Below are 20364 nucleotides of genomic sequence, written 5' to 3'. Positions count from 1 at the left end.
TCGTGACCGTTTCTTACTTGGCGGTCTCGGCCACGAGACGCTCCACCGCGTCGATGGCCTCGCCGACGGCGGCCGGGTTCTGGCCGCCGCCCTGGGCGACGTCCGGCTTGCCGCCGCCACCGCCACCGAGGGTCTTGGCGGCGGTGCGCACCAGGTCACCGGCCTTGAGGCCGCGGTCGCGGGCAGCGTCGTTGGTGGCGATGACCGTGAGCGGCTTGCCGTTGTTGACCGTGAACAGAGCGACCACGGCGGCCCGTCCACCCTGGATGCGGCCGCGCACGTCGAGGACGAGCCTGCGCAGGTCGTCGGGGGTGGTGCCGTCCGGGACCTGCCCGGTCACCACGGCCACACCGCGCACGTCCTTGGCGGACTCGACCAGACCGCCGGCGGCCTGCAGCACCTTCTCCGCGCGGAACTTCTCGATCTCCTTCTCGGCGTCCTTCAGCTTGCCGAGCATGGCGGAGACCTTCTCCGGAAGCTCCTCCGGGCGGCCCTTGATCAGCTCCTGGAGCTGGGCGACGACCGTGTGCTCACGGGCGAGGAAGTTGTAGGCGTCGACGCCGACGAGGGCCTCGATACGGCGGACACCGGATCCGATCGACGACTCGCCGAGCAGCTTCACCAGGCCGAGCTGGGCGGTGTTGTGCACATGGGTGCCGCCGCACAGCTCCTTGGAGAAGTCGCCGATGGTCACGACACGCACCCGCTCGCCGTACTTCTCGCCGAACTCGGCGATGGCACCCTGCTTCTTGGCCTCGTCGATGCCCATGATGTCGGCGCGCACGTCAAGGTCGCGGGCGAGCACCTCGTTGATCTTCTGCTCGACGTCGGTCATCACGGCCGTCGGAACGGCGGACGGCGAGCCGAAGTCGAAGCGGAAGCGGCCGGGCTGGTTCTCGGAACCGGCCTGGGCGGCCGTCGGGCCGAGGGCGTCGCGCAGCGCCTGGTGGGTGAGGTGGGTGGCCGAGTGGGCGCGGGCGATGGCCTTGCGGCGACGCGAGTCGATCGAGGCGTGGGCCTTGGCGCCGACGGTGACCTCGCCGACCTGGACGACACCCTTGTGGACGTAGACGCCCGGGACCGGCTTCTGGGTGTCGCGGACCTCGATGACGGCACCCGTGTCCACCTTGATCCGGCCGGTGTCGCCGATCTGGCCGCCGCCCTCGGCGTAGAACGGGGTGCGGTCCAGGACGATCTCGACCTCGTCCCCCTCGGTGGCGGCCGGCGAGGAGACGCCGTCGACGAGGATGCCGACGATGGTGGTCTCGCCCTCGGTGTCGGAGTAGCCGATGAAGTCGGTCGCGCCGGTCTTGTCGGCGATCTCACGGTAGGCGCCGGCGCCGGCGTGCCCGGTCTTCTTGGCCTGGGCGTCGGCCTTGGCGCGCTCCCGCTGCTCCTTCATCAGGCGGCGGAAGCCCTCCTCGTCCACGGCCAACCCCTGCTCGGCGGCCATTTCGAGAGTGAGGTCGATCGGGAAGCCCCAGGTGTCGTGGAGCAGGAAGGCCTTGTGGCCGGCGAGGACCGTGCCGCCGGCCTCCTTGGTCTCGGTGACGGCGGTGTCGAGGATGTTGGTGCCGGCCTTCAGCGTCTTGAGGAAGGCGTTCTCCTCGGCGACGGCGACCTTCTCGATGCGCTCGCGGTCGGTGACCAGCTCCGGGTACTGCTGGCCCATCATCCGGATGACGGTGTCGATCAGGTCGAGGACGACCGGGCCGGTGGCGCCGAGCAGCCGCATGTTGCGGATGGCGCGGCGCATGATGCGGCGCAGGACATAGCCGCGGCCCTCGTTGCCGGGGGTGACACCGTCGCCGATGAGCATCACGGACGTACGCATGTGGTCGGTGACCACGCGCAGCGAGACGTCCGAGTCGTGGGCGTCGCCGTAGGCCACGCCGGTCAGCTCGGTGGCCTTGTTGATGACGGCCATGGAGGTGTCGATCTCGTACATGTTCTGCACGCCCTGCAGAATCATGGCGAGACGCTCCAGGCCGAGGCCCGTGTCGATGTTCTTGCTCGGGAGCTCGCCGAGGATCTCGAAGTTGTCCTTGCCGATGCCCTCGCCTCGCTCGTACTGCATGAAGACCAGGTTCCAGATCTCCACGTACCGCTCGTCGTTGACGGCCGGGCCGCCCTCGACGCCGAACTCGGGGCCGCGGTCATAGTTGATCTCGGAGCAGGGGCCGCAGGGGCCGGGGACGCCCATGGACCAGTAGTTGTCCTTCATGCCGAGGCGCTGGATGCGCTCCCTCGGCACGCCGATGACGTCGTGCCAGATGCGCTCGGCCTCGTCGTCGTCCTTGTAGACGGTGATCCACAGGCGGTCCGCCTCAAGGCCGTAACCACCTTTGTCCTGGGGGCTGGTGAGCAGCTCCCAGGCGTACTTGATGGCGCCTTCCTTGAAGTAGTCGCCGAAGGAGAAGTTGCCGCACATCTGGAAGAAGGTGCCGTGCCGGGTGGTCTTGCCGACCTCTTCGATGTCCGGTGTGCGCACGCACTTCTGCACGCTGGTGGCGCGGTCGAAGGGCGGCTTGACCTCACCCAGGAAGTAGGGCTTGAAGGGCACCATGCCGGCCGGGACGAGGAGCAGAGTCGGGTCGTCCGCGATGAGCGACGCCGAAGGGACGACGGTGTGCCCGCGCTCCTCGAAGAAGCTCAGCCAGCGGCGGCGAATCTCTGCCGACTCCATCAGTGGTCCTCATTCCGGTCGTGCGAGTACGTCGTGTTCTCGATGTACTTCGGGTTGCTGCGGTTGTTCTCGATGGCGGCGAACCGCCGGGGCGCGGGGAGTTCGGGGTCCACGTTGATGCCCAGCGCCTCCCCCAGCTCTTCCTCCCGCTGGGCCATGTTGTCGCGGACGTCGAGCGCGAAACCGATCGCCCGGTCCTTGATCCGGTGGCCGGTCTCCAGCGCCTTGTTCGCGGCGGTGGCGGCGAGGCTCTCGGGGGTCAGCTGCCTGAGCTTGCGGTTGACCTTGGTGGTGGCCCAGACACCGGCGGCGACACCGGTGGTGAACCAGAAGGTACGGCGGAACATCTGCCTGGCTCCTACTTTCCCCGGTTCTTCCGCCGTGCGGCCGGCACGGTCCGGCCCACGATCACGGTACGCCCGGGCTCCCGGGCGGGCACGTCCTCCGCCTTGCGGCCGGCCAGAGCCCGGCGCACGCCGTAGCCGAACGCCGCGACCTTGACCAGCGGGCCACCGAAGGTGGAGGCGACGGTGGTCGACAGCGCGGAGGCGTTGGAGGTGACCTCCTGGACGTCGGAGGCGATCGCGTCGACCCGGTCGATCTGGGTCTGTGCGGAGCGTACGGCCGCGGAGGCGTCGGCGAGCAGCGGGACGGCCTGGTCGGTCACATCCGCCACGAGCTTGGTGGTCGCCCTGAGCGTCTGGGCCAGCCTCACGAGAGCCACCGCGAGGAAGGAGACCAGGATCGCCCAGAAGACGGCCACCAGGATCCCGGCCACCTCTCCACCGGACACTGCGCGCACCCGCTCCCTGAAACGTGCCTCAACATCGAAAAGTCTGCACCGAGCCTATCGCGCCGGGGACGGGACCCCCTACCGGATTACCGCGCGCGGGAGGTGGAGTTGCGGGAACGACGGCCCGGCGGGCGCTGGGCGAGGAGCGGTACGCGGAGTGCGTACGGCAGGGTGCCCGGCTGGACCGGGAGGCGGCGGTGGCCCGGGCGCTGGAGTACTTCGGGGTACGGCCGCTGGACGCGATGCCGTCACCGCGCGGGCCGGTGCGGCAGCGGCGAGACGGTGCCGGTACGCCAAAGCCCGCCGCCTCGCCCACCCGGAAGGGCGGGGAGACGGCGGGCTGACGCCTGGAGTGCTATGCCGGGGCTGGGATCAGCGGGCGTAGTACTCGACGACGAGCTGCTCGTCGCAGATGATCGGCACTTCCTTGCGGTTGGGCTCGCGGTCCAGGCGGAACGCCAGGGCCTTGAGGTTCACCTGCAGGTAGCGCGGGATCTCGCCGTCGGGGGCGAAGCCACCCTCACGGGCGATCTGGAAGAGCGTCTTGTCCTTCGAGCGGTCACGGACCTGGATGACGTCGTCCGGCCGCACGCGGTAGGACGGCTTGTCGACCTTCTGGCCGTTGACCTGGATGTGGCCGTGGACGACCATCTGGCGGGCCTGGTAGATCGTGCGGGCGATGCCCGAACGCAGGACCAGCGCGTCGAGGCGGCGCTCCAGCTCGATGATCAGAGCCTCACCGGTCTTGCCCTGCACCTTGGAGGCACGCTCGTAGGCGCGGACGAGCTGGCGCTCGGACACGTCGTACTGCGCGCGCAGACGCTGCTTCTCCAGCAGACGGACCTTGTAGTCCGAGTTCTGCTTGCGGCCGCGGCCGTGCTCACCCGGCGGGTAGGGACGGGCCTCGAAGTACTTGACGGCCTTCGGGGTCAGCGCGATACCGAGGGCACGCGACTTCTTGACCTTGGGGCGGGACTGGTTCGCCACTTGTCTCTTTCTTCCTTCTGATATCCGGCTTGTCAGGGTTAAGGGAGGTCGCAATCCGCAGCCGGGGAAACCCGCCGGAACCCGTTGCCGGGCCTGGTGGGCAGCCGCTCCCCTGGTCTGGGCACATACGTGCAGCACGCGAGTGGCCCACCGACCGCTCCCGCCGTACGGCAAGGTGGTGGTGGGCTGCCCGCGACACCGTTCGACGGTGCGCGACGCTCCTGGGGCCCCCTTGCGGAGGCTCCGGCCGACTGTCCCGCTCTGACAGCGCGGGACTCAGCGCTTCGAGGGATTCTACAGGCTGCTCAGGACCGTCTGCGACCCAGGTGCTTCCTGGTCCACTCGACCGCGTCCGCGTACCGCGCCTCGGAGCCGTGCCGGGTCGGGGTGTAGTACTCGCGGTCCTTGATCGGGTCCGGGGCGTACTGCTGCTCGGCGATGCCCTCGGGCAGGTCGTGCGGATAGACGTACCCCTGCGCGTGCCCGAGCTTGGCGGCGCCCTTGTAGTGCCCGTCGCGCAGATGCGGGGGCACCTGTCCGGCCAGTCCCTTGCGTACGTCCTCCAGGGCGGCGCCGATCGCCATGGTCGCGGAGTTGGACTTGGGGGCCAGGGCGAGGGCGATGGTGACGTGGCTGAGGGTGAGGGCGGCCTCGGGGAAGCCGATCATGGCGACGGCCTGGGCGGCGGCCACGGCTATCGGCAGGGCTCCCGGATCGGCGAGCCCGATGTCCTCGCTGGCGGAGATCATCAGACGGCGGGCGATGAAGCGGGGGTCCTCGCCGGCCTCGATCATGCGGGCCAGGTAGTGCAGGGCAGCGTCGACGTCGGAGCCCCGGATGGACTTGATGAGGGCGCTGGCCACGTCGTAGTGCTGGTCGCCGTCCCGGTCGTACTTGACGGCGGCCCGGTCGACGACCTCTTCGAGGGTCTGGAGACCGATCTCCGGCTCGCCCTTGTCGAGGGCGGCTCCGGCGGCGGCCTCCAGGGCGGTCAGGGCGCGGCGGGCGTCGCCGCCGGCGATCCGCAGCAGGTGCTCCTCGGTGTCCTCGGGGAGGGCGACGGAGTCCTTGAGGCCGCGCTCGTCGGTCAGGGCCCTTCTGAGGAGCCCCCGGACGTCGTCGTCGGTGAGCGGTTCCAGGGTGAGGAGCAGGGAGCGGGAGAGCAGGGGGGAGATCACCGAGAAGTACGGGTTCTCGGTGGTCGCCGCGATCAGGGTGACCCAGCGGTTCTCGACCGCCGGGAGCAGGGAGTCCTGCTGGGCCTTGCTGAAACGGTGGATCTCGTCGAGGAAGAGGACGGTCTCCTTGCCGTATCCCCCGGTGGCGCGGCGGGCGCCGTCGATGACCGCGCGGACCTCCTTGACTCCCGCGGTGATCGCGGAGAGCTCCACGAACCGCTTGTTGGTCGCCTTGGAGACGACATACGCGAGGGTCGTCTTGCCGGTGCCGGGCGGGCCCCAGAGGATCACCGAGGAGGGGCCGGCCGGGCCGCCGGAGCCCTCGCCGACCAGTCTGCGCAGCGGGGATCCCGGCTTCAGCAGATGCTGCTGGCCCACCACCTCGTCCAGGGTGCGCGGGCGCATCCGCACCGCCAGGGGGCTGCCGGTCGGGTCCTTCTCCTGGCGTTCTTCTGCGGCTGCGGTGAACAGGTCGGGTTCCACGCTGAAACCCTAAAACACGGCACTGACAATGCGGCGCGCGCTGTCAGCTGGTCCAGAAGTCCCACCAGCGGGTCAGGATCAGCATGCCGATGATGCCGATGTGCAGGACCGGCAGCACCCAGGTGAACTCGCCGAAGAACGACTTCAGCCAGTTCGGGGCCGGCAGGAAGCTCTTGCGGACGTTGAAGGAGGTCACGTACCAGAACATGACGATCGTGGCGACCCAGGCCAGCGAGCACCACAGGCACAGCGCGTTGATCCGGTACAGGGACTGGAACTGCAGCCAGGTGCAGAAGCCGACGCCGAAGAGCGTGCCGAAGTTGAAGGTCAGCCAGTACCAGCGCGGAAACCGGGCGCGGGCCAGCAGGCTCATGCCGACGCAGATGACGATGCCGTAGCAGACCAGGCCGAGCATCGGGTTCGGGAAGCCGAAGGCGGCGGCCTGCTTGGACTCCATGACGCTGCCGCAGGAGACGACCGGGTTGAGGCTGCAGCCGGGGGTGAACGTCTTGCCCTCGACCTTGGCTTCCAGCAGCTTGAACTTGTCGATCGTGATGACCCAGGCGGCCAGCAGGCCGGCGGCGCCGGTGATGATCAGCAGCAGACCGAAGGCGATGCCGCCGCCCTCGGTGCGCGGTGCTGCGGAGACATGCTCGGGCCCGGGCTCGGTGGAGACGTCGTTGACTGTCGTCTTGCTCATCACGCCGATTCCGCCTGTTTGAGAGTTGGAACTTCTTCGGGCAGGGGCCATTGTGCCGCACGAGGCGCCCTGTCCACCGTTCGGTGGACATAAGGAAGTACGCACCGGTGGCCCGGTGGGTTCGCTGCGAACGAACTCGTGGCGGACGTCCGGGGGCTGCGCAGGCGGTATGGGGGCCTGACCGCGGTGGACGGTATCGATCTGGGCATCGGTGAGGCGAGGTGTTCGGCCTGCTCGGGCCCAATGGCGGTCCCGGTGAGAATCGTCTGGCAGGACGAATCGGCGCCCGCCGAGTTGACGGTCCGCGAGACGGTACTGGCAAGGCGAACCAGCCGGATCAAGGGCGGTCTCGGGCGGCCGGCGCCGGCGCCTCGACGTGGCGCTCGGTGTGATCGGCGACCCCGGGCTGCTTCTCCTCGACGAGCCGACGACCGGTTTCGACAGGCGGCCAGGCACCAGTTCTGGTACCTGATCCGGCTCCTCACGGACGAGGGCACCACGATCCTGCCCACCACCCCCTACCTGGAGGAGGCGGAGGCCCTCGCGGACCGGCCGGCGATCGTCGCCCGCGGCCGGGTGGTCGCCGAGCGAGCAGACGCTCCGGGACCGCTTCGGCACCGGCGCCACCGTCGAGCGGACGGAACCAGACGGCACCCTCGGTGGCGGCGCGCCTGGTGGACCGGCTGAGGGTGCGGCCGGAGCGCCCCCGTCTCTCGGAGCGGGAGACGCGGTACTGCGTCTGGTGGCCGACGGCTGCACGAACGCGGAGATCGGCCGCCGGCTCTTCATCGGGGAGTTGCTGGAGTGAGGGGACTCGCGCCCCCTCACTCCGCCGGGCTCAGCCCAGCCTCGACTCCAGTTCCGCCACGATCTCGTTCACGCCGATCGCCGTCTGCTCGCCGGACTCCATGTCCTTCAGCTGGACGACACCCTCGGCGAGGTCACGCTCGCCGGCGACGATCGTGTAGCGGGCCCCGCTGCGGTTGGCGCTCTTCATCGCGCCCTTGAGGCCCTTGGCGCCGTAGGAGAAGTCCGCCGCGACGCCCGCCCGGCGGAGCTCCGTGACCTTGGCGAACAGGACCCGGCGCGCCTCCTCGCCCAGCGGTACCGCGAAGACGCTGGTGGCGGAGGGGAGGTTCAGTTCCACGCCCTCGGCCTCCAGGGCGAGGACCGTGCGGTCGACGCCGAGCGCCCAGCCGACGGACGGCAGCGCGGGGCCGCCGATCATCTCGGAGAGACCGTCGTAGCGGCCGCCGCCGCCCACGGCGGACTGGGAGCCCAGACCGTCGTGGACGAACTCGAAGGTCGTACGGGTGTAGTAGTCGAGGCCGCGGACCAGCTTCGGGTCGTCCTCGAAGGCCACGCCCGCGGCCGTGATCAGTTCGCGGACCTCCTCGTGGTACGCCTTGCACGCGTCGCAGAGGTAGTCGCGGAGCAGGGGGGCACCGCCCAACTGCTTCTGGACCGACTCGCGCTTGTCGTCCAGGACGCGGAGGGGGTTGATCTCCGCCCGGCGGAGGGTGTCCTCGTCCAGGTCCAGGCCGCGCAGGAAGTCCTGCAGGGCCGCGCGGTACACCGGCCGGCACTCCTTGTCGCCCAGGCTGTTCAGCAGGATGCGGAAGTCGCGCAGGCCCAGCGAGCGGTACGCCTGGTCGGCCAGGATGATCAACTCGGCGTCGAGTGCCGGGTCCTCCGCGCCGATCGCCTCGGCGCCGACCTGGGAGAAGTGACGGTAACGGCCCTTCTGTGGGCGCTCGTAGCGGTAGTACGAGCCGGAGTACCAGAGCTTGACGGGGAGGTTGCCGACCTTGTGCAGGTTCGCCTCGAGGGCGGCGCGCAGGACGGACGCGGTTCCCTCGGGGCGCAGCGCCAGCCTGTCGCCGCCCTTCGTCTCGAACGCGTACATCTCCTTGGTGACGATGTCGGTCGACTCGCCCACCCCGCGCGCGAACAGTTCGACGTTCTCGAAGCCGGGCGTCTCGATGTAGCCGTAGCCGGAGTCGCGCAGCGGCGCGGCGATCGCCTCACGGACGGCCAGGTACTTGGCGCTCTCCGGCGGGATCAGGTCGTAGGTGCCCTTGGGGGCCTGGAAGGTACTCACTCAGCTCTCTCGTCACATTCCTCGTCGGGGAGCGTCCACGCTCCCGAGGCCGGCCGCCACCTGGCGCAGATAGGCGTTGGTGGCTCGCTCCTGGCCGATGGTCGTCTGGGGGCCGTGGCCGGACAGCACCACGGTGGAGTCGTCGAGCGGCAGGCAGACACGGGCCAGCGAGGCCAGCATGTCGTCCATGGAGCCGCCCGGCAGGTCCGTGCGTCCGATGGAGCCGGCGAAGAGCAGATCGCCCGAGAAGAAGACCGAGGGGATGTCGGCCGTCTCCGGCATCTGGAAGGTCACCGACCCCTTGGTATGGCCCGGCGCGTGCGCGACGGAGAGTTCGAGTCCGGCCAGCTCCAGCTTCGCGCCGTCGGCCAGTTCGAACACGTCGTCCGGCTCCCCCACCGTCAGCTCGCCCATCAGCGACATGCCGATGGTCCGGCCGAGCGCCTTCTCGGGGTCGCTCATCATGTACCGGTCCTCGGGGTGGATCCAGGCCGGCACGTCGTGCGCGCCGCACACGGGGACGACCGAGGCCACGTGGTCGATGTGGCCGTGGGTGAGGACGACGGCGACGGGCTTGAGCCGATGCTTCTTCAGTGCTTCCTCGACGCCTTGGGCGGCCTGGTGGCCGGGGTCGATGATCACGCACTCCGCGCCGGCGGCGGGGGCGACGAGATAACAGTTCGTCCCCCAGGCCCCGGCAGGGAACCCGGCAATGAGCACGATCGTCCTTCGTTGTGTCGATTCGGGCGGCTACCAGCTGTGGTCCAGAGCCTACCGGCGCTGCCGTTTCCTCAGCGAACCCATATACGGTACGGGGCTACACGCAGTGGTCGGCTCACACAGCGCACAGGACGCACGCGTACCGGTCGACATACGACACGCATGAGGAGAGAACCCGGTGGTCAGCCAGGAGCAGCGGCGGCGTCAGCTCGCCCGGGAGAAGTTCTTGCGGCAGCAGCAGCGGCGCACGAGCGCACGGCGCAAGTCACGCATGCGCAACTCCGTGATCGCGTCCGTGCTCGCCGTGATCGTGATCGGCGTTGTCGTGATCTACACGACCGGCGCGCTGAAGAACGACAACAAGGCGAACGCCGGCTCGAAGACGACACCCAGCGCCACGCCCACCAGCAAGGCGCCGGACCCGTGCGAGAAGGCCGCGGCCGGCTCGGTGAAGAAGCTGAGTTGGAAGAAGGAGCCGGCGATGACGATCGACACGTCCGCCGGCTACACGATGAAGCTGGCGACGACATGCGGTGACATCGACATCGCGCTGAAGACGGGGGCGGCCCCGCACACGGTGAACTCGTTCGACTTCCTCGCGTCGAAGGGCTACTTCGACCACACCAAGTGCCACCGGCTCACCACCAACGGCATCTACGTGCTCCAGTGCGGCGACCCGACGGGTACGGGCAGCGGCGGCCCCGGGTACACGATTCCGGACGAGAACCTGAAGGACAAAAGCCTGAAGGGCGGTGTCTACCCGGCGGGCACGATCGCGATGGCCAACACCGGTCAGAAGCACACCGGCGGCAGCCAGTTCTTCCTGGTCTACCAGGACAGCCAGTTGCCGGCCAGCTACACCCCGTTCGGCACGGTCGACGCGGCCGGACTGAAGGTCCTCAAGAAGATCGCCGCCGCCGGCGAGAGCACCGGAGCCGGTGACGGGGCCCCGAACGCGACGGTCGTCATCAACAAGGCGACGGTCACGAAATCCTGAGGTCCAACTGCGGAATTTCGGTCGCGCGGGATGCGGACAGGCAACCCGCCGGTCGCCTATGTTGGCCGTGACGAAACTGTGGACGATGTCCGGGGGCGCTGAGGCCCCTCGCGGGCATCATGTGGAGGAGGCGCTGTGAGCAGCGACCCGTGGGGCCGCGTCGACGAGACGGGGACCGTGTACGTGCGTACAGCCGACGGCGAGCAGGTCGTCGGTTCCTGGCAGGCCGGCTCCCCTGACGAGGCGCTGGCCTACTTCGAGCGCAAGTACGAGGGCCTGGTTGTCGAGATCGGCCTCCTCGAAAAGCGAGTACGCACCACCGACCTGTCCGCGAAGGACGCCCAGGCCGCCATCGACCACCTGCGCGAGCAGGTGGAGGCGCACCACGCGGTCGGTGATCTGCAGGCGCTGCGGGACCGGCTGGACGAGCTGGTGAAGACCGTGGAGTCGCGTCGCGAGGAGCGTCGGGCGCAGCGTGCCAAGCAGTCCGACGAGGCCCGCAAGGCCAAGGAGGACCTGGTCGTCGAGGCGGAGCAGCTGGCCCAGTCCGACCAGTGGCGGTCGGCCGGTGAGCGGCTGCGCGCGCTGGTGGACACCTGGAAGGGGCTGCCGCGCCTCGACCGCAAGTCGGACGACGAGCTGTGGCACCGCTTCTCGCACGCCCGGTCGGCGTTCTCCAAGCGCCGCAAGGCGCACTTCGCGCAGCTGGACGCACAGCGCGAGGACGCCCGCAAGGCCAAGGAGAAGCTGGTCGCCGAGGCCGAGTCGCTGTCGAACTCGACGGACTGGGGTCCGACGGCCGCGCGCTACCGCGAGCTGATGACGGAGTGGAAGGCCGCCGGCCGCGCCCAGCGCGAGCACGAGGACGACCTGTGGAACCGCTTCCGCGGTGCCCAGGACGTCTTCTTCGCGGCCCGTGGCTCGGCCTTCGCCGAGCGGGACGCGGAGCAGACCGAGAACCTGAAGCTGAAGGAGGAACTGGCCGCCGAGGCCGAGAAGCTCCTGCCGATCGCGGACCTGAAGTCCGCGCGGTCCGCCTTCCGCTCGATCAACGAGCGCTGGGAGGCCATCGGCCATGTGCCGCGCGACGCGCGTCCGAAGGTCGAGGGCCGGATGCACACGGTCGACCGGGCCATCCAGGAGGCCGAGGAGGCCGAGTGGCGCCGGACCAACCCGGAGGCACGCGCGCGTGCCGCGGGTCTGACCGGCCAACTGCAGGCCGCGGTGGACAAGCTGAGGACCCAGATCGACCAGGCCCGTGCCCAGGGCAACACCTCCAAGGCGGAGAAGCTGGAGCGTGAGCTGGAGGGCCGCCAGGCGCTCCTGGACCAGGCTCTGAAGGGCCTGCATGAGTTCGGCGGCTGAGGCCGCAGCATACGACGAGAGGGGCCCTGTACGCCGTGTACGGGGCCCCTCTCGTCGTATGCGTGCTCTACGACCGGTTGCGCGCCGAGGTCACCCGGTAGACGTCGTACACGCCCTCCACGCCCCGTACGGCCTTCAGGACGTGGCCCAGATGCTTGGGGTCGCCCATCTCGAAGGTGAAGCGGGAGGTGGCCACCCGGTCGCGGGAGGTCTGGACGGCCGCGGAGAGGATGTTGACGTGCTGGTCGGACAGGACGCGGGTGACGTCGGAGAGGAGCCGGGAGCGGTCCAGGGCCTCGACCTGGATGGCGACCAGGAAGACCGAGGACTGGGTGGGCGCCCACTCGACGTCGAGGATGCGCTCGGGCTCGCGGGACAGTGAGTCCACGTTGACGCAGTCGCTGCGGTGCACCGATACACCGCTCCCGCGTGTGACGAAGCCGATGATCGGGTCACCGGGTACCGGCGTACAGCAGCGGGCCAGTTTGACCCAGACGTCGTCGACGCCCTTCACGACCACACCGGGGTCCTGGTTGCTGCGGCGCTTGCTGCGGCGGCCGCGGGTCGGCGGGACCGACTCGTCGATCTCCTCGGTGGCCGCCTCCTCGCCGCCGAGCGCCTGCACCAGTTTCTGCACGACGTTCTGCGCGGCGACATGGCCCTCGCCGATCGCCGCGTACAGCGAGGAGATGTCCGGGTAGCGCATCTCGTGCGCGAGTGTGACCAGCGAGTCGCCGGTGAGGATGCGCTGGATCGGCAGGTTCTGCTTGCGCATCGCGCGGACGATGGCGTCCTTGCCCTGCTCGATCGCCTCGTCCCGGCGCTCCTTGGAGAACCAGGCGCGGATCTTGTTGCGGGCGCGCGGTGACTTGACGAAACCGAGCCAGTCGCGGGAGGGGCCGGCGCCGGGTGCCTTGGAGGTGAAGACCTCGACCAGGTCGCCGTTGTCCAGGGTGGATTCGAGCGGAACCAGGCGGCCGTTGACCCTCGCGCCTATCGTGCGGTGGCCGACCTCGGTGTGCACGGCGTACGCGAAGTCGACGGGGGTGGCTCCGGCCGGGAGCGCTATGACATCGCCCTTGGGAGTGAAGACGAAGACCTCGTTGCGGGACAGGTCGAAGCGCAGGGACTCCAGGAACTCACTGGGGTCCTCGGTCTCCTTCTGCCAGTCGAGCAACTGGCGCAGCCACGCCATGTCGTTGAGATGGTCGTCCTTGCCCTTGCCGGACGACTTCGGCACGTCCGTACGGACCTTGGAGGCGCCGGCGACGGCCTCCTGCTTGTACTTCCAGTGCGCGGCGATGCCGTACTCGGCGCGGCGGTGCATGTCGAACGTCCGGATCTGGAGTTCGACGGGCTTGCCGTTGGGGCCGATGACCGTCGTGTGCAGCGACTGGTACATGTTGAACTTGGGCATCGCGATGTAGTCCTTGAAACGCCCCGGAACCGGGTTCCAGCGCGCGTGGACGGTGCCCAGGGCCGCGTAGCAGTCGCGGACGGTGTCCACCAGGACGCGGATGCCCACCAGGTCGTAGATCTCCGCGAAGTCCCGGCCGCGGACGATCATCTTCTGGTAGACGCTGTAGTAGTGCTTCGGACGGCCGGTGACGGTCGCCTTGATCCGCGCGGCGCGCAGGTCGGACTGGACCTCGTCGGTCACTATGGCCAGGTACTCGTCACGCTTCGGTGCCCGCTCGGCAACCAGCCGGACGATCTCGTCGTACATCTTGGGGTAGAGGATCGCGAACGCGAGGTCCTCCAACTCCCACTTGATGGTGTTCATGCCCAGGCGGTGGGCGAGCGGCGCGTAGATCTCCAGGGTCTCGCGCGCCTTCTTCTCCTGCTTCTCGCGCTTGAGGTAGCGCATGGTGCGCATGTTGTGGAGGCGGTCGGCGAGCTTGATGACCAGGACGCGTGGGTCCTTGGCCATGGCGACGACCATCTTGCGCACGGTCTCGGCCTGCGCGGCCTCGCCGAACTTGACCTTGTCGAGCTTGGTGACGCCGTCGACGAGCAGCGCGACGACGTCACCGAAGTCGCGGCGCAGGTCCTCCAGACCGTACTCGGTGTCCTCGACGGTGTCGTGCAGCAGGCCCGCCATCAGGGTCGCCGGGTCCATGCCCAGCTCGGCGAGGATGGTGGTCACCGCGAGCGGGTGGGTGATGTACGGGTCGCCGCTCTTGCGCTTCTGGCCGCGGTGCCAGCGCTCGGCGACCTGGTAGGCGCGCTCGATCTGGCGCAGCGTGGCGTTCTCGATCTTGGGGTCGTTGCTGCGGACTATGCGCAGCAGGGGTTCCAGGACCGGGTTGTACGGGTTCGCGCGCTGCACACCGAGGCGGGCAAGACGGGCGCGGACGCGGTTGGAGGAACCGGTGCGCGCGGGCTGGCCACTGTTGGGGCGGGCCACCGGGCGCTCGGCGGGAGCCGGTTTGGGGCGCGAGGTCTCGGCCGACTTCTCGGCGGGCGCGGACTGGGCGTGCTCGACCGGCCCACGGGTGTCGTTCTTCGTCTGCGACACGTTCGGCGCGGGCTTGGCCGCGGGCGCCGAGGCGGGCTCGGGCTTGGCGGCGGTCAGTGGCTGGGCCTCGTCTGGCAAGAGGGCTCCTCGTGCACGGTCCGGGTCCCCCGGTCAGGCTCCGGAGTCCCCATGGTAGCGATCCTGGGCCATGTCATCGCCTGGAGGCCGAACGGAGGACCGTATACGGGAGAAACACGGGAGGCTGCCGAAGGATTCCACTGGGGTGTCCTGGGGGGGTGCGGAGGCCCTGGGCAGGCCCTGGACAGAAGCGAACGGCCGCCCCAGAAGGACGGCCGCTCGATCGGTTGTACGACGCTCAGACCTGGAGGAGGGCCTCCAGCAGCGCTCCGTCCAGGGCCGGTGCCAGGCGGGCGCGGCCGCCCAGGAATCCCAGTTCCATGAGAACGACGAGACCCGCGACCTCGGCGCCCGCCCGGCGGATGAGCTGGACCGAGGCCTCGGCGGTGCCGCCGGTGGCGAGGACGTCGTCGACGATCAGGATCCGGTCGTCCTCGCCGAGGTCCTCGGCGTGCACCTCGATCTCGGCCGAGCCGTACTCCAGGTCGTAGGCCTGGCGCAGGGTCGCCCCGGGGAGCTTGCCCGCCTTGCGGACCGGGATGAAGCCGAGGCCGGCCCGGACGGCGACCGGGGCGCCCAGGATGAAGCCCCGGGCCTCCAGACCGACGACCTTGGTCGCGCCGGTGCGCTCGGCGACCTCGGCGAGGGCGTCGGTGAGCGCCGAGAACGCCGCCGGGTCCGCCAGGAGCGGGGTGATGTCCTTGAACATCACGCCCGGCTCCGGGTAGTCGGCCACATCGCGGATACGGCTGAGGAGCAGCTCCCTGATGTCGGTCATCGGCGCTTCCCGGACGGTCGGTTACGGCCCCGGGTGCGGGACGCGGGCTGGTTGCGCGGGCCCACGACGGCCGGAGCGGCGTCCTCCGGGCCCTCGGAGCCGTCGAACCGGGCCTCGGCCATCTCCTCCTCGGCGGCGGCCTGGGCGCGCTTGGCGAGGACGCGCTTCTTCAGGGCCTTCATCTGCGGCTCGGCCTCCTTGAGGTCGGCGACGAGCGGCGTGGCGATGAAGATCGAGGAGTACGCACCGGCGGCGAGACCGACGAACAGCGACAGCGAGATGTCGTTGAGCGTGCCCGCGCCGAGGAAGCCGCCGCCGATGAACAGCAGGCCCGCGACCGGCAGCAGCGCGACGATCGTGGTGTTGATCGAACGGACCAGGGTGCCGTTGATCGAGTGGTTGGCGATATCGCTGTAGGTGAAGCGGGTCTGCTTGGTGATGTCCTTCGTCTGCTCCTTGAGGCTGTCGAAGACGACGACCGTGTCGTAGAGCGAGTAACCGAGGATCGTCAGCAGACCGATGACCGTGCCGGGCGTGACCTCGAAGCCGACCAGGGCGTAGATACCGGTCGTGATGGTGATGTCGTGGATCAGCGCGACCAGGGCCGCGAGCGCCATCCGCCACTCGAAGGCGATCGCCAGGTAGATCACCACGAGGACCATGAAGATGCCGAGGCCCTCCCAGGCCTTGTTGGCGATCTCCTGACCCCAGCTCGGCCCGACCAGGTCGGCGGCGATGGACTCGGGGTCCATCTTCAGGTCCTTGGCCAGCTCGGTCTTGGTCTCGTCCGACTTAGCGGTGTCCATGCCGGCGATCTGGATGCGCAGACCGCCCGTGCCGAGCTTCTGCACGACCGCTTCGTGGCCGGAGGCCTGCGACGCGTAGGTCTCCGCCTGGGCCACCGAGACGCTGGTCTTCGAGGTGGTGAAGACGGCGCCGCCCTGGAAGTCGATGCCCATGTTCAGGCCGCGCACCGCCAGGCCGACGATGGCCGTGATGGTGATCAGGATGGAGATGCCGTACCAGATCTTGCGCTTGCCGACGAAGTCGTAGCTGATCTCGCCGCGGTGGAGTCGGGCGCCGAGGTTGCCGAGTTTCGACATCGCTCACGCTTCCTTCGGATCGACAGGGCCGGCGGCAGGACCGGCGGGACGGCGGGTACGGCGCAGCGGCGCCTTGGCGCCCAGGCCCTTCGGGTCGAGCCCGGACCACTTGTGGCCGCTCGCGAAGAACTTACGCCGGGCGAGGAGCGTCATCAGCGGCTTGGTGAAGAAGAAGACGACGACAACGTCGAGCACGGTGGTCAGACCGAGGGTGAACGCGAAGCCCTGGACCTTGCCGACGGTCACGATGAACAGCACGGCGGCGGCCAGGAACGACACGAAGTCGGAGACCAGAATGGTGCGCCGGGCGCGTGGCCAGGCCCGCTCGACGGCGGGGCGCAGTGTGCGGCCCTCGCGGATCTCGTCCCGGATGCGTTCGAAGAACACGATGAACGAGTCCGCTGTGATGCCGATCGCGACGATCGCACCGCAGACGGCCGGCAGGTTGAGAGCGAAGTGGATCGTGGGGCCGAGCAGCGCCATGATCGTGTAGGTGAGGATCGCGGACACCAGCAGCGAGGGGATCGCGACAAGCGACAGACCGCGGTAGAAGGCCACCAGGTAGATCACGACGAGCGCGAGACCGACGGCACCGGCCAGCAGACCGGCGTGCAGCTGGTCGCCGCCGAGGGCGGCGGTGACGGTGGTGACGCTCTGCGTCTTGAAGGAGAGCGGGAGCGCGCCGTACGACAGCATGTTGGCGAGGCTCTGGGCCTCTTGCTGGGTGAAGCTGCCCGAGATCTCCGCCTGGCCGCCGGTGATGGCCTGGCTCACGGTCGGGCTGGAGACGACCTCGCCGTCGAGGACGATGCCGAACTCGTTCTGCGGCGGCTGGGAGTTCTTGGCGAGCTGGCCGGTCACGTCGGCGAACTTCGTGCCGCCGCCGGAGGTGAAGGTCATCTGGACCTGCCAGCCGGCCGCGCTCTGCGTGTTGAAGACGGCCTGGGCCTTCTTGACGTCGGTGCCGTTGACGGCGGCCGGGCCGAGCACGTACTTGTACCAGGCACCGGAGACCTGGCCACAGGCCACCGTGGAGTCGCTCGGCTTGGCGGTCTTGCCGGCCTTGGCGCGCTGCGCGGCCTTGGAGCAGTCCAGCGCGGTGTACTCGGCCTCGAGCTTCGAGGCCGCGGCGGAGGCGCTCGCGGACGCCGAGGAGGAGGCGGAGGGGCTCGCGGACGAACTCGCGGAGGCCGAGGAGGAAGGCGTGGAGCCCGCCTTCAGGGCGTCCGTGACGGCGCGGCCCTGGGAGGTGGCGGACGACGACGGCGAGGCGGAGGACGACCCGGTCGCCTTCTCGGACCCCGACGCGCTGCTCGACGGGCTCGGGGAGGCGCTGGAGCTGCCGCTGGAGGACGCACTCGGGGAGGCGCTGGACGCGGCGCCGGCACTGGCCTCCTGGGCCAGGACCGGGCGGAAGTACAGCTTCGCGGTGGTGCCGACCTGCTTGCGGGCCTCTTCGGAGTTCGTGCCCTTGGGGATGTTGACGATGATGTTGCTGGTGCCCTGGGTCTGAACCTCCGTTTCAGACACACCCAGACCGTTGACACGGCGGTTCATGATGGAGACCGCGGTGTCCATGTTGGTCTTGTTGATCGCGTTGGGCTGGCCCGGCTCGTTCTTCGCCTGAAGCGTGATGCTCGTACCACCGGCCAGGTCGATACCGAGACGCGGAGTGGTGTTTCCGGAGGCGAACATTCCCCCGGTGAGCGCCACGATGGCGATCAGGATGAGGGCCAGCGAGCGCCCTGGCTTGCTCTGGGCGCTCGCGCTCCGGCCCCTCTTAGGTGCTGCCACCTTCTCGTACTCCCTCTCGGGCCGCCGCGCGCCTGGTCGGTGCGGTCGGCCATGACATGGTGTCGGGATCCCGTCCGGGAAACAGACGCGCCCGGGGCGCGGCCGGCGCGCGTGATGCGCGCCGCGCTCCCCGGGAGACGGCTGCTACTTCGCGTCGGAGTCGCCGTCGGTCTTCTTCGGCTCTTCGTCGGCCTTCGCCTCGGTGGGCTCCGCCTCCTCGGCCTTGTCCTCCACCGTGTCCTCGGCCTTCTCCTCGGCCACGTCCTTCTTTCCGAAGTCGACGGCCTTGTCGCCGGAGGCGGCGGCAGCGCCGGCGGGCTCGTCGTCGGTCTCGGTGAGGGAGGAGGCGTCGTCCGGGACGATGGCGGTGTCGGACTTCAGGTCGTGCTCGATGCCGTGCACGATGCGGTTGTACTCGTCGTCCGTGAGAACCGCGCCGATCGCGTTCTTCGCGAAGAGGAGGTCGATGCCCGGGCCGGCGTCGAGGAGGACCGTGTCCTCGTTGACTTCCTTGACCGTCGCGTACATGCCCCCGATGGTGCGGACGCCACTGCCGGGCTGCATCTCGTTCCGCATCTGCTTGGCCTGCTGCTGGCGCTTCCTGTTGGAACGCGTCATCAGGAACATGGCCGCGATAAGGACGATGAAGAAGAGAAGAGGCAAGGTATTCACGAGACGGAATTTCCTTCGCGCAGCCGCGGCAGTGAGCGGCCTGGATGATGGGGGTGTGGTCGGCGCCGCCCGCGAAGGGCAGCATCGGCGGAGTCTAAGCGAGTCCGCGCGCATGGAACAACGCTCAGCATGGCACCTGGGTTCCTGTGCCCGCCAATACCCCGCCGTCACGAAGAGATCACGTCTGCCCACGGGCCGGGCGGGGCAGGCGGCGGGAGACCGGCGGTCAGGGGTGATGGTGAGGGGGACACATCCCACGGCAGGCGCGAAGGCGGTCTGCGGTGGGATGCGCGCCGGTGTTCGGGCGTCCGCCCGGTGTCACGTGCCGAACAGGTCCTGTTGGCCGGGTCCTGTCCCCCGTGGGGCGGTCAGGCCCAGGTGTGCCCAGGCGGCGGGCGTGGCGACCCGGCCGCGCGGGGTGCGGGCGAGCAGGCCCTCGCGGACCAGGAAGGGCTCGGCGACCTCCTCGACCGTCTCGCGCTCCTCCCCCACCGCGACGGCGAGCGTGGACAGGCCGACCGGGCCGCCGCCGAACAGCTTGAGCAGGGCCTCCAGGACCGCGCGGTCGAGGCGGTCGAGGCCACGCTCGTCCACCTCGTAGACGGCCAGCGCGGCGTGCGCGATCTCGCGTGTGATCAGCCCGTCCGCCTTGACCTGCGCGTAGTCGCGGACGCGGCGGAGCAGCCGGTTGGCGATCCGGGGCGTGCCACGAGAGCGGCCGGCGATCTCGGCGGCGCCGGCCGGGTCGATCTCGACGTCGAGGAGGTTCGCCGAGCGGTGTACCACCCGCTCCAGTTCCCGCGGCTCGTAGAACTCCATGTGCGCGGTGAAGCCGAAACGGTCGCGCAGCGGTGGGGGCAGCAGTCCCGCGCGGGTGGTGGCGCCGACCAGGGTGAACGGGGGCAGCTCCAGGGGGATGGCGGTCGCGCCCGGGCCCTTGCCGACGATGACGTCCACCCGGAAGTCCTCCATCGCCATGTACAGCATCTCCTCGGCGGGCCGGGACATGCGGTGGATCTCGTCGAGGAAGAGGACCTCGCCTTCCTGGAGGGAGGAGAGGATCGCGGCCAGGTCGCCGGCGTGCTGGATGGCGGGGCCCGAGGTGATGCGGATGGGCGCGCCCATCTCCGCCGCGATGATCATGGAGAGGGTGGTCTTGCCCAGGCCTGGCGCGCCGGAGAGCAGCACATGGTCGGCGGTGGCGCCTCGCGCGCGTGCGGCCCGCAGGACCAGGTCGAGCTGCTCGCGGACCTTCTCCTGGCCGATGAACTCGCCGAGGTCCTTGGGACGCAGGGCGGCCTCGACGGCCTGGTCCTCACGGTCGGCGACAGCACCCACCAGCCGCTCCGCGTCGGCGCCGGTGTCGGTCGTGTCGTCCCAGTTCATAAGTGATGTGCCTCAGCGGTGGTGG

At 69.4% G+C, this 20364-nt stretch carries 17 protein-coding genes and 2 pseudogenes; 5 read left to right on the top strand and 14 right to left on the bottom strand.

Features of this window, described 5'->3' with window-relative positions; all coding sequences use genetic code 11:
- Positions 1-13 precede the first annotated feature (13 nt).
- The 3 genes from alaS to ACZ7OO_RS16775 are packed head-to-tail and all read right to left on the bottom strand — an operon-like array spanning position 14 to position 3488.
- Positions 14-2686: an alanine--tRNA ligase gene (alaS, locus tag ACZ7OO_RS16785; RefSeq protein ID WP_471505387.1), complete on the bottom strand. Its 2673-nt coding sequence runs from the start codon at positions 2684-2686 to the stop codon at positions 14-16.
- The gene (locus ACZ7OO_RS16780; RefSeq protein WP_471505386.1) at positions 2686-3033 is read right to left on the bottom strand and encodes a hypothetical protein; all 348 of its coding nucleotides are present in this window, start codon (positions 3031-3033) and stop codon (positions 2686-2688) included. The genes alaS and ACZ7OO_RS16780 overlap by 1 nt, the downstream gene beginning before the upstream one ends.
- 11 nt (positions 3034-3044) lie before the next feature.
- On the bottom strand, positions 3045-3488 hold the full coding sequence (locus tag ACZ7OO_RS16775; protein ID WP_352223712.1) for a DUF948 domain-containing protein: 444 nt from the start codon (positions 3486-3488) through the stop codon (positions 3045-3047).
- Between the two features lie 188 nt (positions 3489-3676).
- Between ACZ7OO_RS16775 and ACZ7OO_RS16770 the strand changes: the two genes are divergently transcribed.
- Positions 3677-3823 (top strand): hypothetical protein, encoded by a 147-nt coding sequence (locus tag ACZ7OO_RS16770; protein ID WP_471505384.1) that lies wholly within the window; start codon positions 3677-3679, stop codon positions 3821-3823.
- Between the two features lie 28 nt (positions 3824-3851).
- Here ACZ7OO_RS16770 and rpsD read toward each other — a convergent pair whose 3' ends face one another.
- The 3 genes from rpsD to ACZ7OO_RS16755 form a co-directional block, all read right to left on the bottom strand.
- The gene (rpsD, locus tag ACZ7OO_RS16765) at positions 3852-4466 is read right to left on the bottom strand and encodes a 30S ribosomal protein S4 (RefSeq protein ID WP_351707197.1); all 615 of its coding nucleotides are present in this window, start codon (positions 4464-4466) and stop codon (positions 3852-3854) included.
- Between the two features lie 305 nt (positions 4467-4771).
- Complete coding sequence (locus tag ACZ7OO_RS16760) at positions 4772-6127, bottom strand: replication-associated recombination protein A (protein ID WP_471505382.1); 1356 nt, start codon at positions 6125-6127, stop codon at positions 4772-4774.
- A gap of 43 nt (positions 6128-6170) precedes the next feature.
- Entirely contained in the window at positions 6171-6827 is a 657-nt protein-coding gene (locus tag ACZ7OO_RS16755; RefSeq protein ID WP_471505381.1) for a vitamin K epoxide reductase family protein, read from the bottom strand.
- Between the two features lie 138 nt (positions 6828-6965).
- Between ACZ7OO_RS16755 and ACZ7OO_RS16750 the strand changes: the two are divergent.
- A pseudogene (locus ACZ7OO_RS16750) lies at positions 6966-7482 on the top strand (ATP-binding cassette domain-containing protein); the annotation flags it as partial.
- Positions 7472-7623: pseudogene (locus ACZ7OO_RS16745) on the top strand (LuxR C-terminal-related transcriptional regulator); the annotation flags it as partial. The pseudogenes ACZ7OO_RS16750 and ACZ7OO_RS16745, both read left to right, overlap by 11 nt.
- 42 nt (positions 7624-7665) lie before the next feature.
- On the opposite strand, the gene hisS reads toward ACZ7OO_RS16745, so the two are convergent.
- Positions 7666-8928 carry a histidine--tRNA ligase gene (gene hisS / locus ACZ7OO_RS16740; RefSeq protein ID WP_471505379.1) on the bottom strand — a complete coding sequence of 421 codons (1263 nt, stop codon included), beginning with the start codon at positions 8926-8928 and terminating at the stop codon, positions 7666-7668.
- 12 nt (positions 8929-8940) lie between these two features.
- Complete coding sequence (locus tag ACZ7OO_RS16735) at positions 8941-9648, bottom strand: MBL fold metallo-hydrolase (protein WP_471505378.1); 708 nt, start codon at positions 9646-9648, stop codon at positions 8941-8943.
- Between the two features lie 178 nt (positions 9649-9826).
- Between ACZ7OO_RS16735 and ACZ7OO_RS16730 the strand changes: the two genes are divergently transcribed.
- Both ACZ7OO_RS16730 and ACZ7OO_RS16725 read left to right on the top strand, forming a co-directional pair.
- Positions 9827-10645, top strand: a complete 819-nt coding sequence (locus ACZ7OO_RS16730) for a peptidylprolyl isomerase (RefSeq protein ID WP_471505376.1) — start codon at positions 9827-9829, stop codon at positions 10643-10645.
- 135 nt (positions 10646-10780) lie between these two features.
- Entirely contained in the window at positions 10781-12010 is a 1230-nt protein-coding gene (locus ACZ7OO_RS16725; protein WP_471505375.1) for a DUF349 domain-containing protein, read from the top strand.
- Positions 12011-12077: 67 nt separating this feature from the next.
- Here ACZ7OO_RS16725 and ACZ7OO_RS16720 read toward each other — a convergent pair whose 3' ends face one another.
- From ACZ7OO_RS16720 to ruvB, 6 genes are all read right to left on the bottom strand, one after another.
- Positions 12078-14606, bottom strand: a complete 2529-nt coding sequence (locus ACZ7OO_RS16720) for a RelA/SpoT family protein (protein WP_471505373.1) — start codon at positions 14604-14606, stop codon at positions 12078-12080.
- Between the two features lie 238 nt (positions 14607-14844).
- Positions 14845-15384, bottom strand: coding sequence for an adenine phosphoribosyltransferase (locus ACZ7OO_RS16715; RefSeq protein ID WP_471505372.1), 540 nt, complete (start codon positions 15382-15384; stop codon positions 14845-14847).
- On the bottom strand, positions 15381-16487 hold the full coding sequence (gene secF / locus ACZ7OO_RS16710) for a protein translocase subunit SecF (protein WP_471505370.1): 1107 nt from the start codon (positions 16485-16487) through the stop codon (positions 15381-15383). The genes ACZ7OO_RS16715 and secF overlap by 4 nt, the downstream gene beginning before the upstream one ends.
- Before the next feature lie 3 nt (positions 16488-16490).
- Positions 16491-18281, bottom strand: coding sequence for a protein translocase subunit SecD (secD, locus tag ACZ7OO_RS16705; protein ID WP_471505368.1), 1791 nt, complete (start codon positions 18279-18281; stop codon positions 16491-16493).
- A 144-nt stretch (positions 18282-18425) separates the two neighbouring features.
- Complete coding sequence (gene yajC, locus ACZ7OO_RS16700) at positions 18426-18953, bottom strand: preprotein translocase subunit YajC (protein WP_471505366.1); 528 nt, start codon at positions 18951-18953, stop codon at positions 18426-18428.
- 318 nt (positions 18954-19271) lie between these two features.
- Positions 19272-20339, bottom strand: a complete 1068-nt coding sequence (gene ruvB / locus ACZ7OO_RS16695; RefSeq protein ID WP_471505364.1) for a Holliday junction branch migration DNA helicase RuvB — start codon at positions 20337-20339, stop codon at positions 19272-19274.
- Positions 20340-20364: the final 25 nt, after the last annotated feature.

The sequence above is a fragment of the Streptomyces sp. NPDC111744 genome (assembly GCF_055634995.1).
The sequence above is the reverse complement of the archived record's forward strand: the minus strand, read 5'-3'. Positions and strand labels throughout refer to the sequence as shown.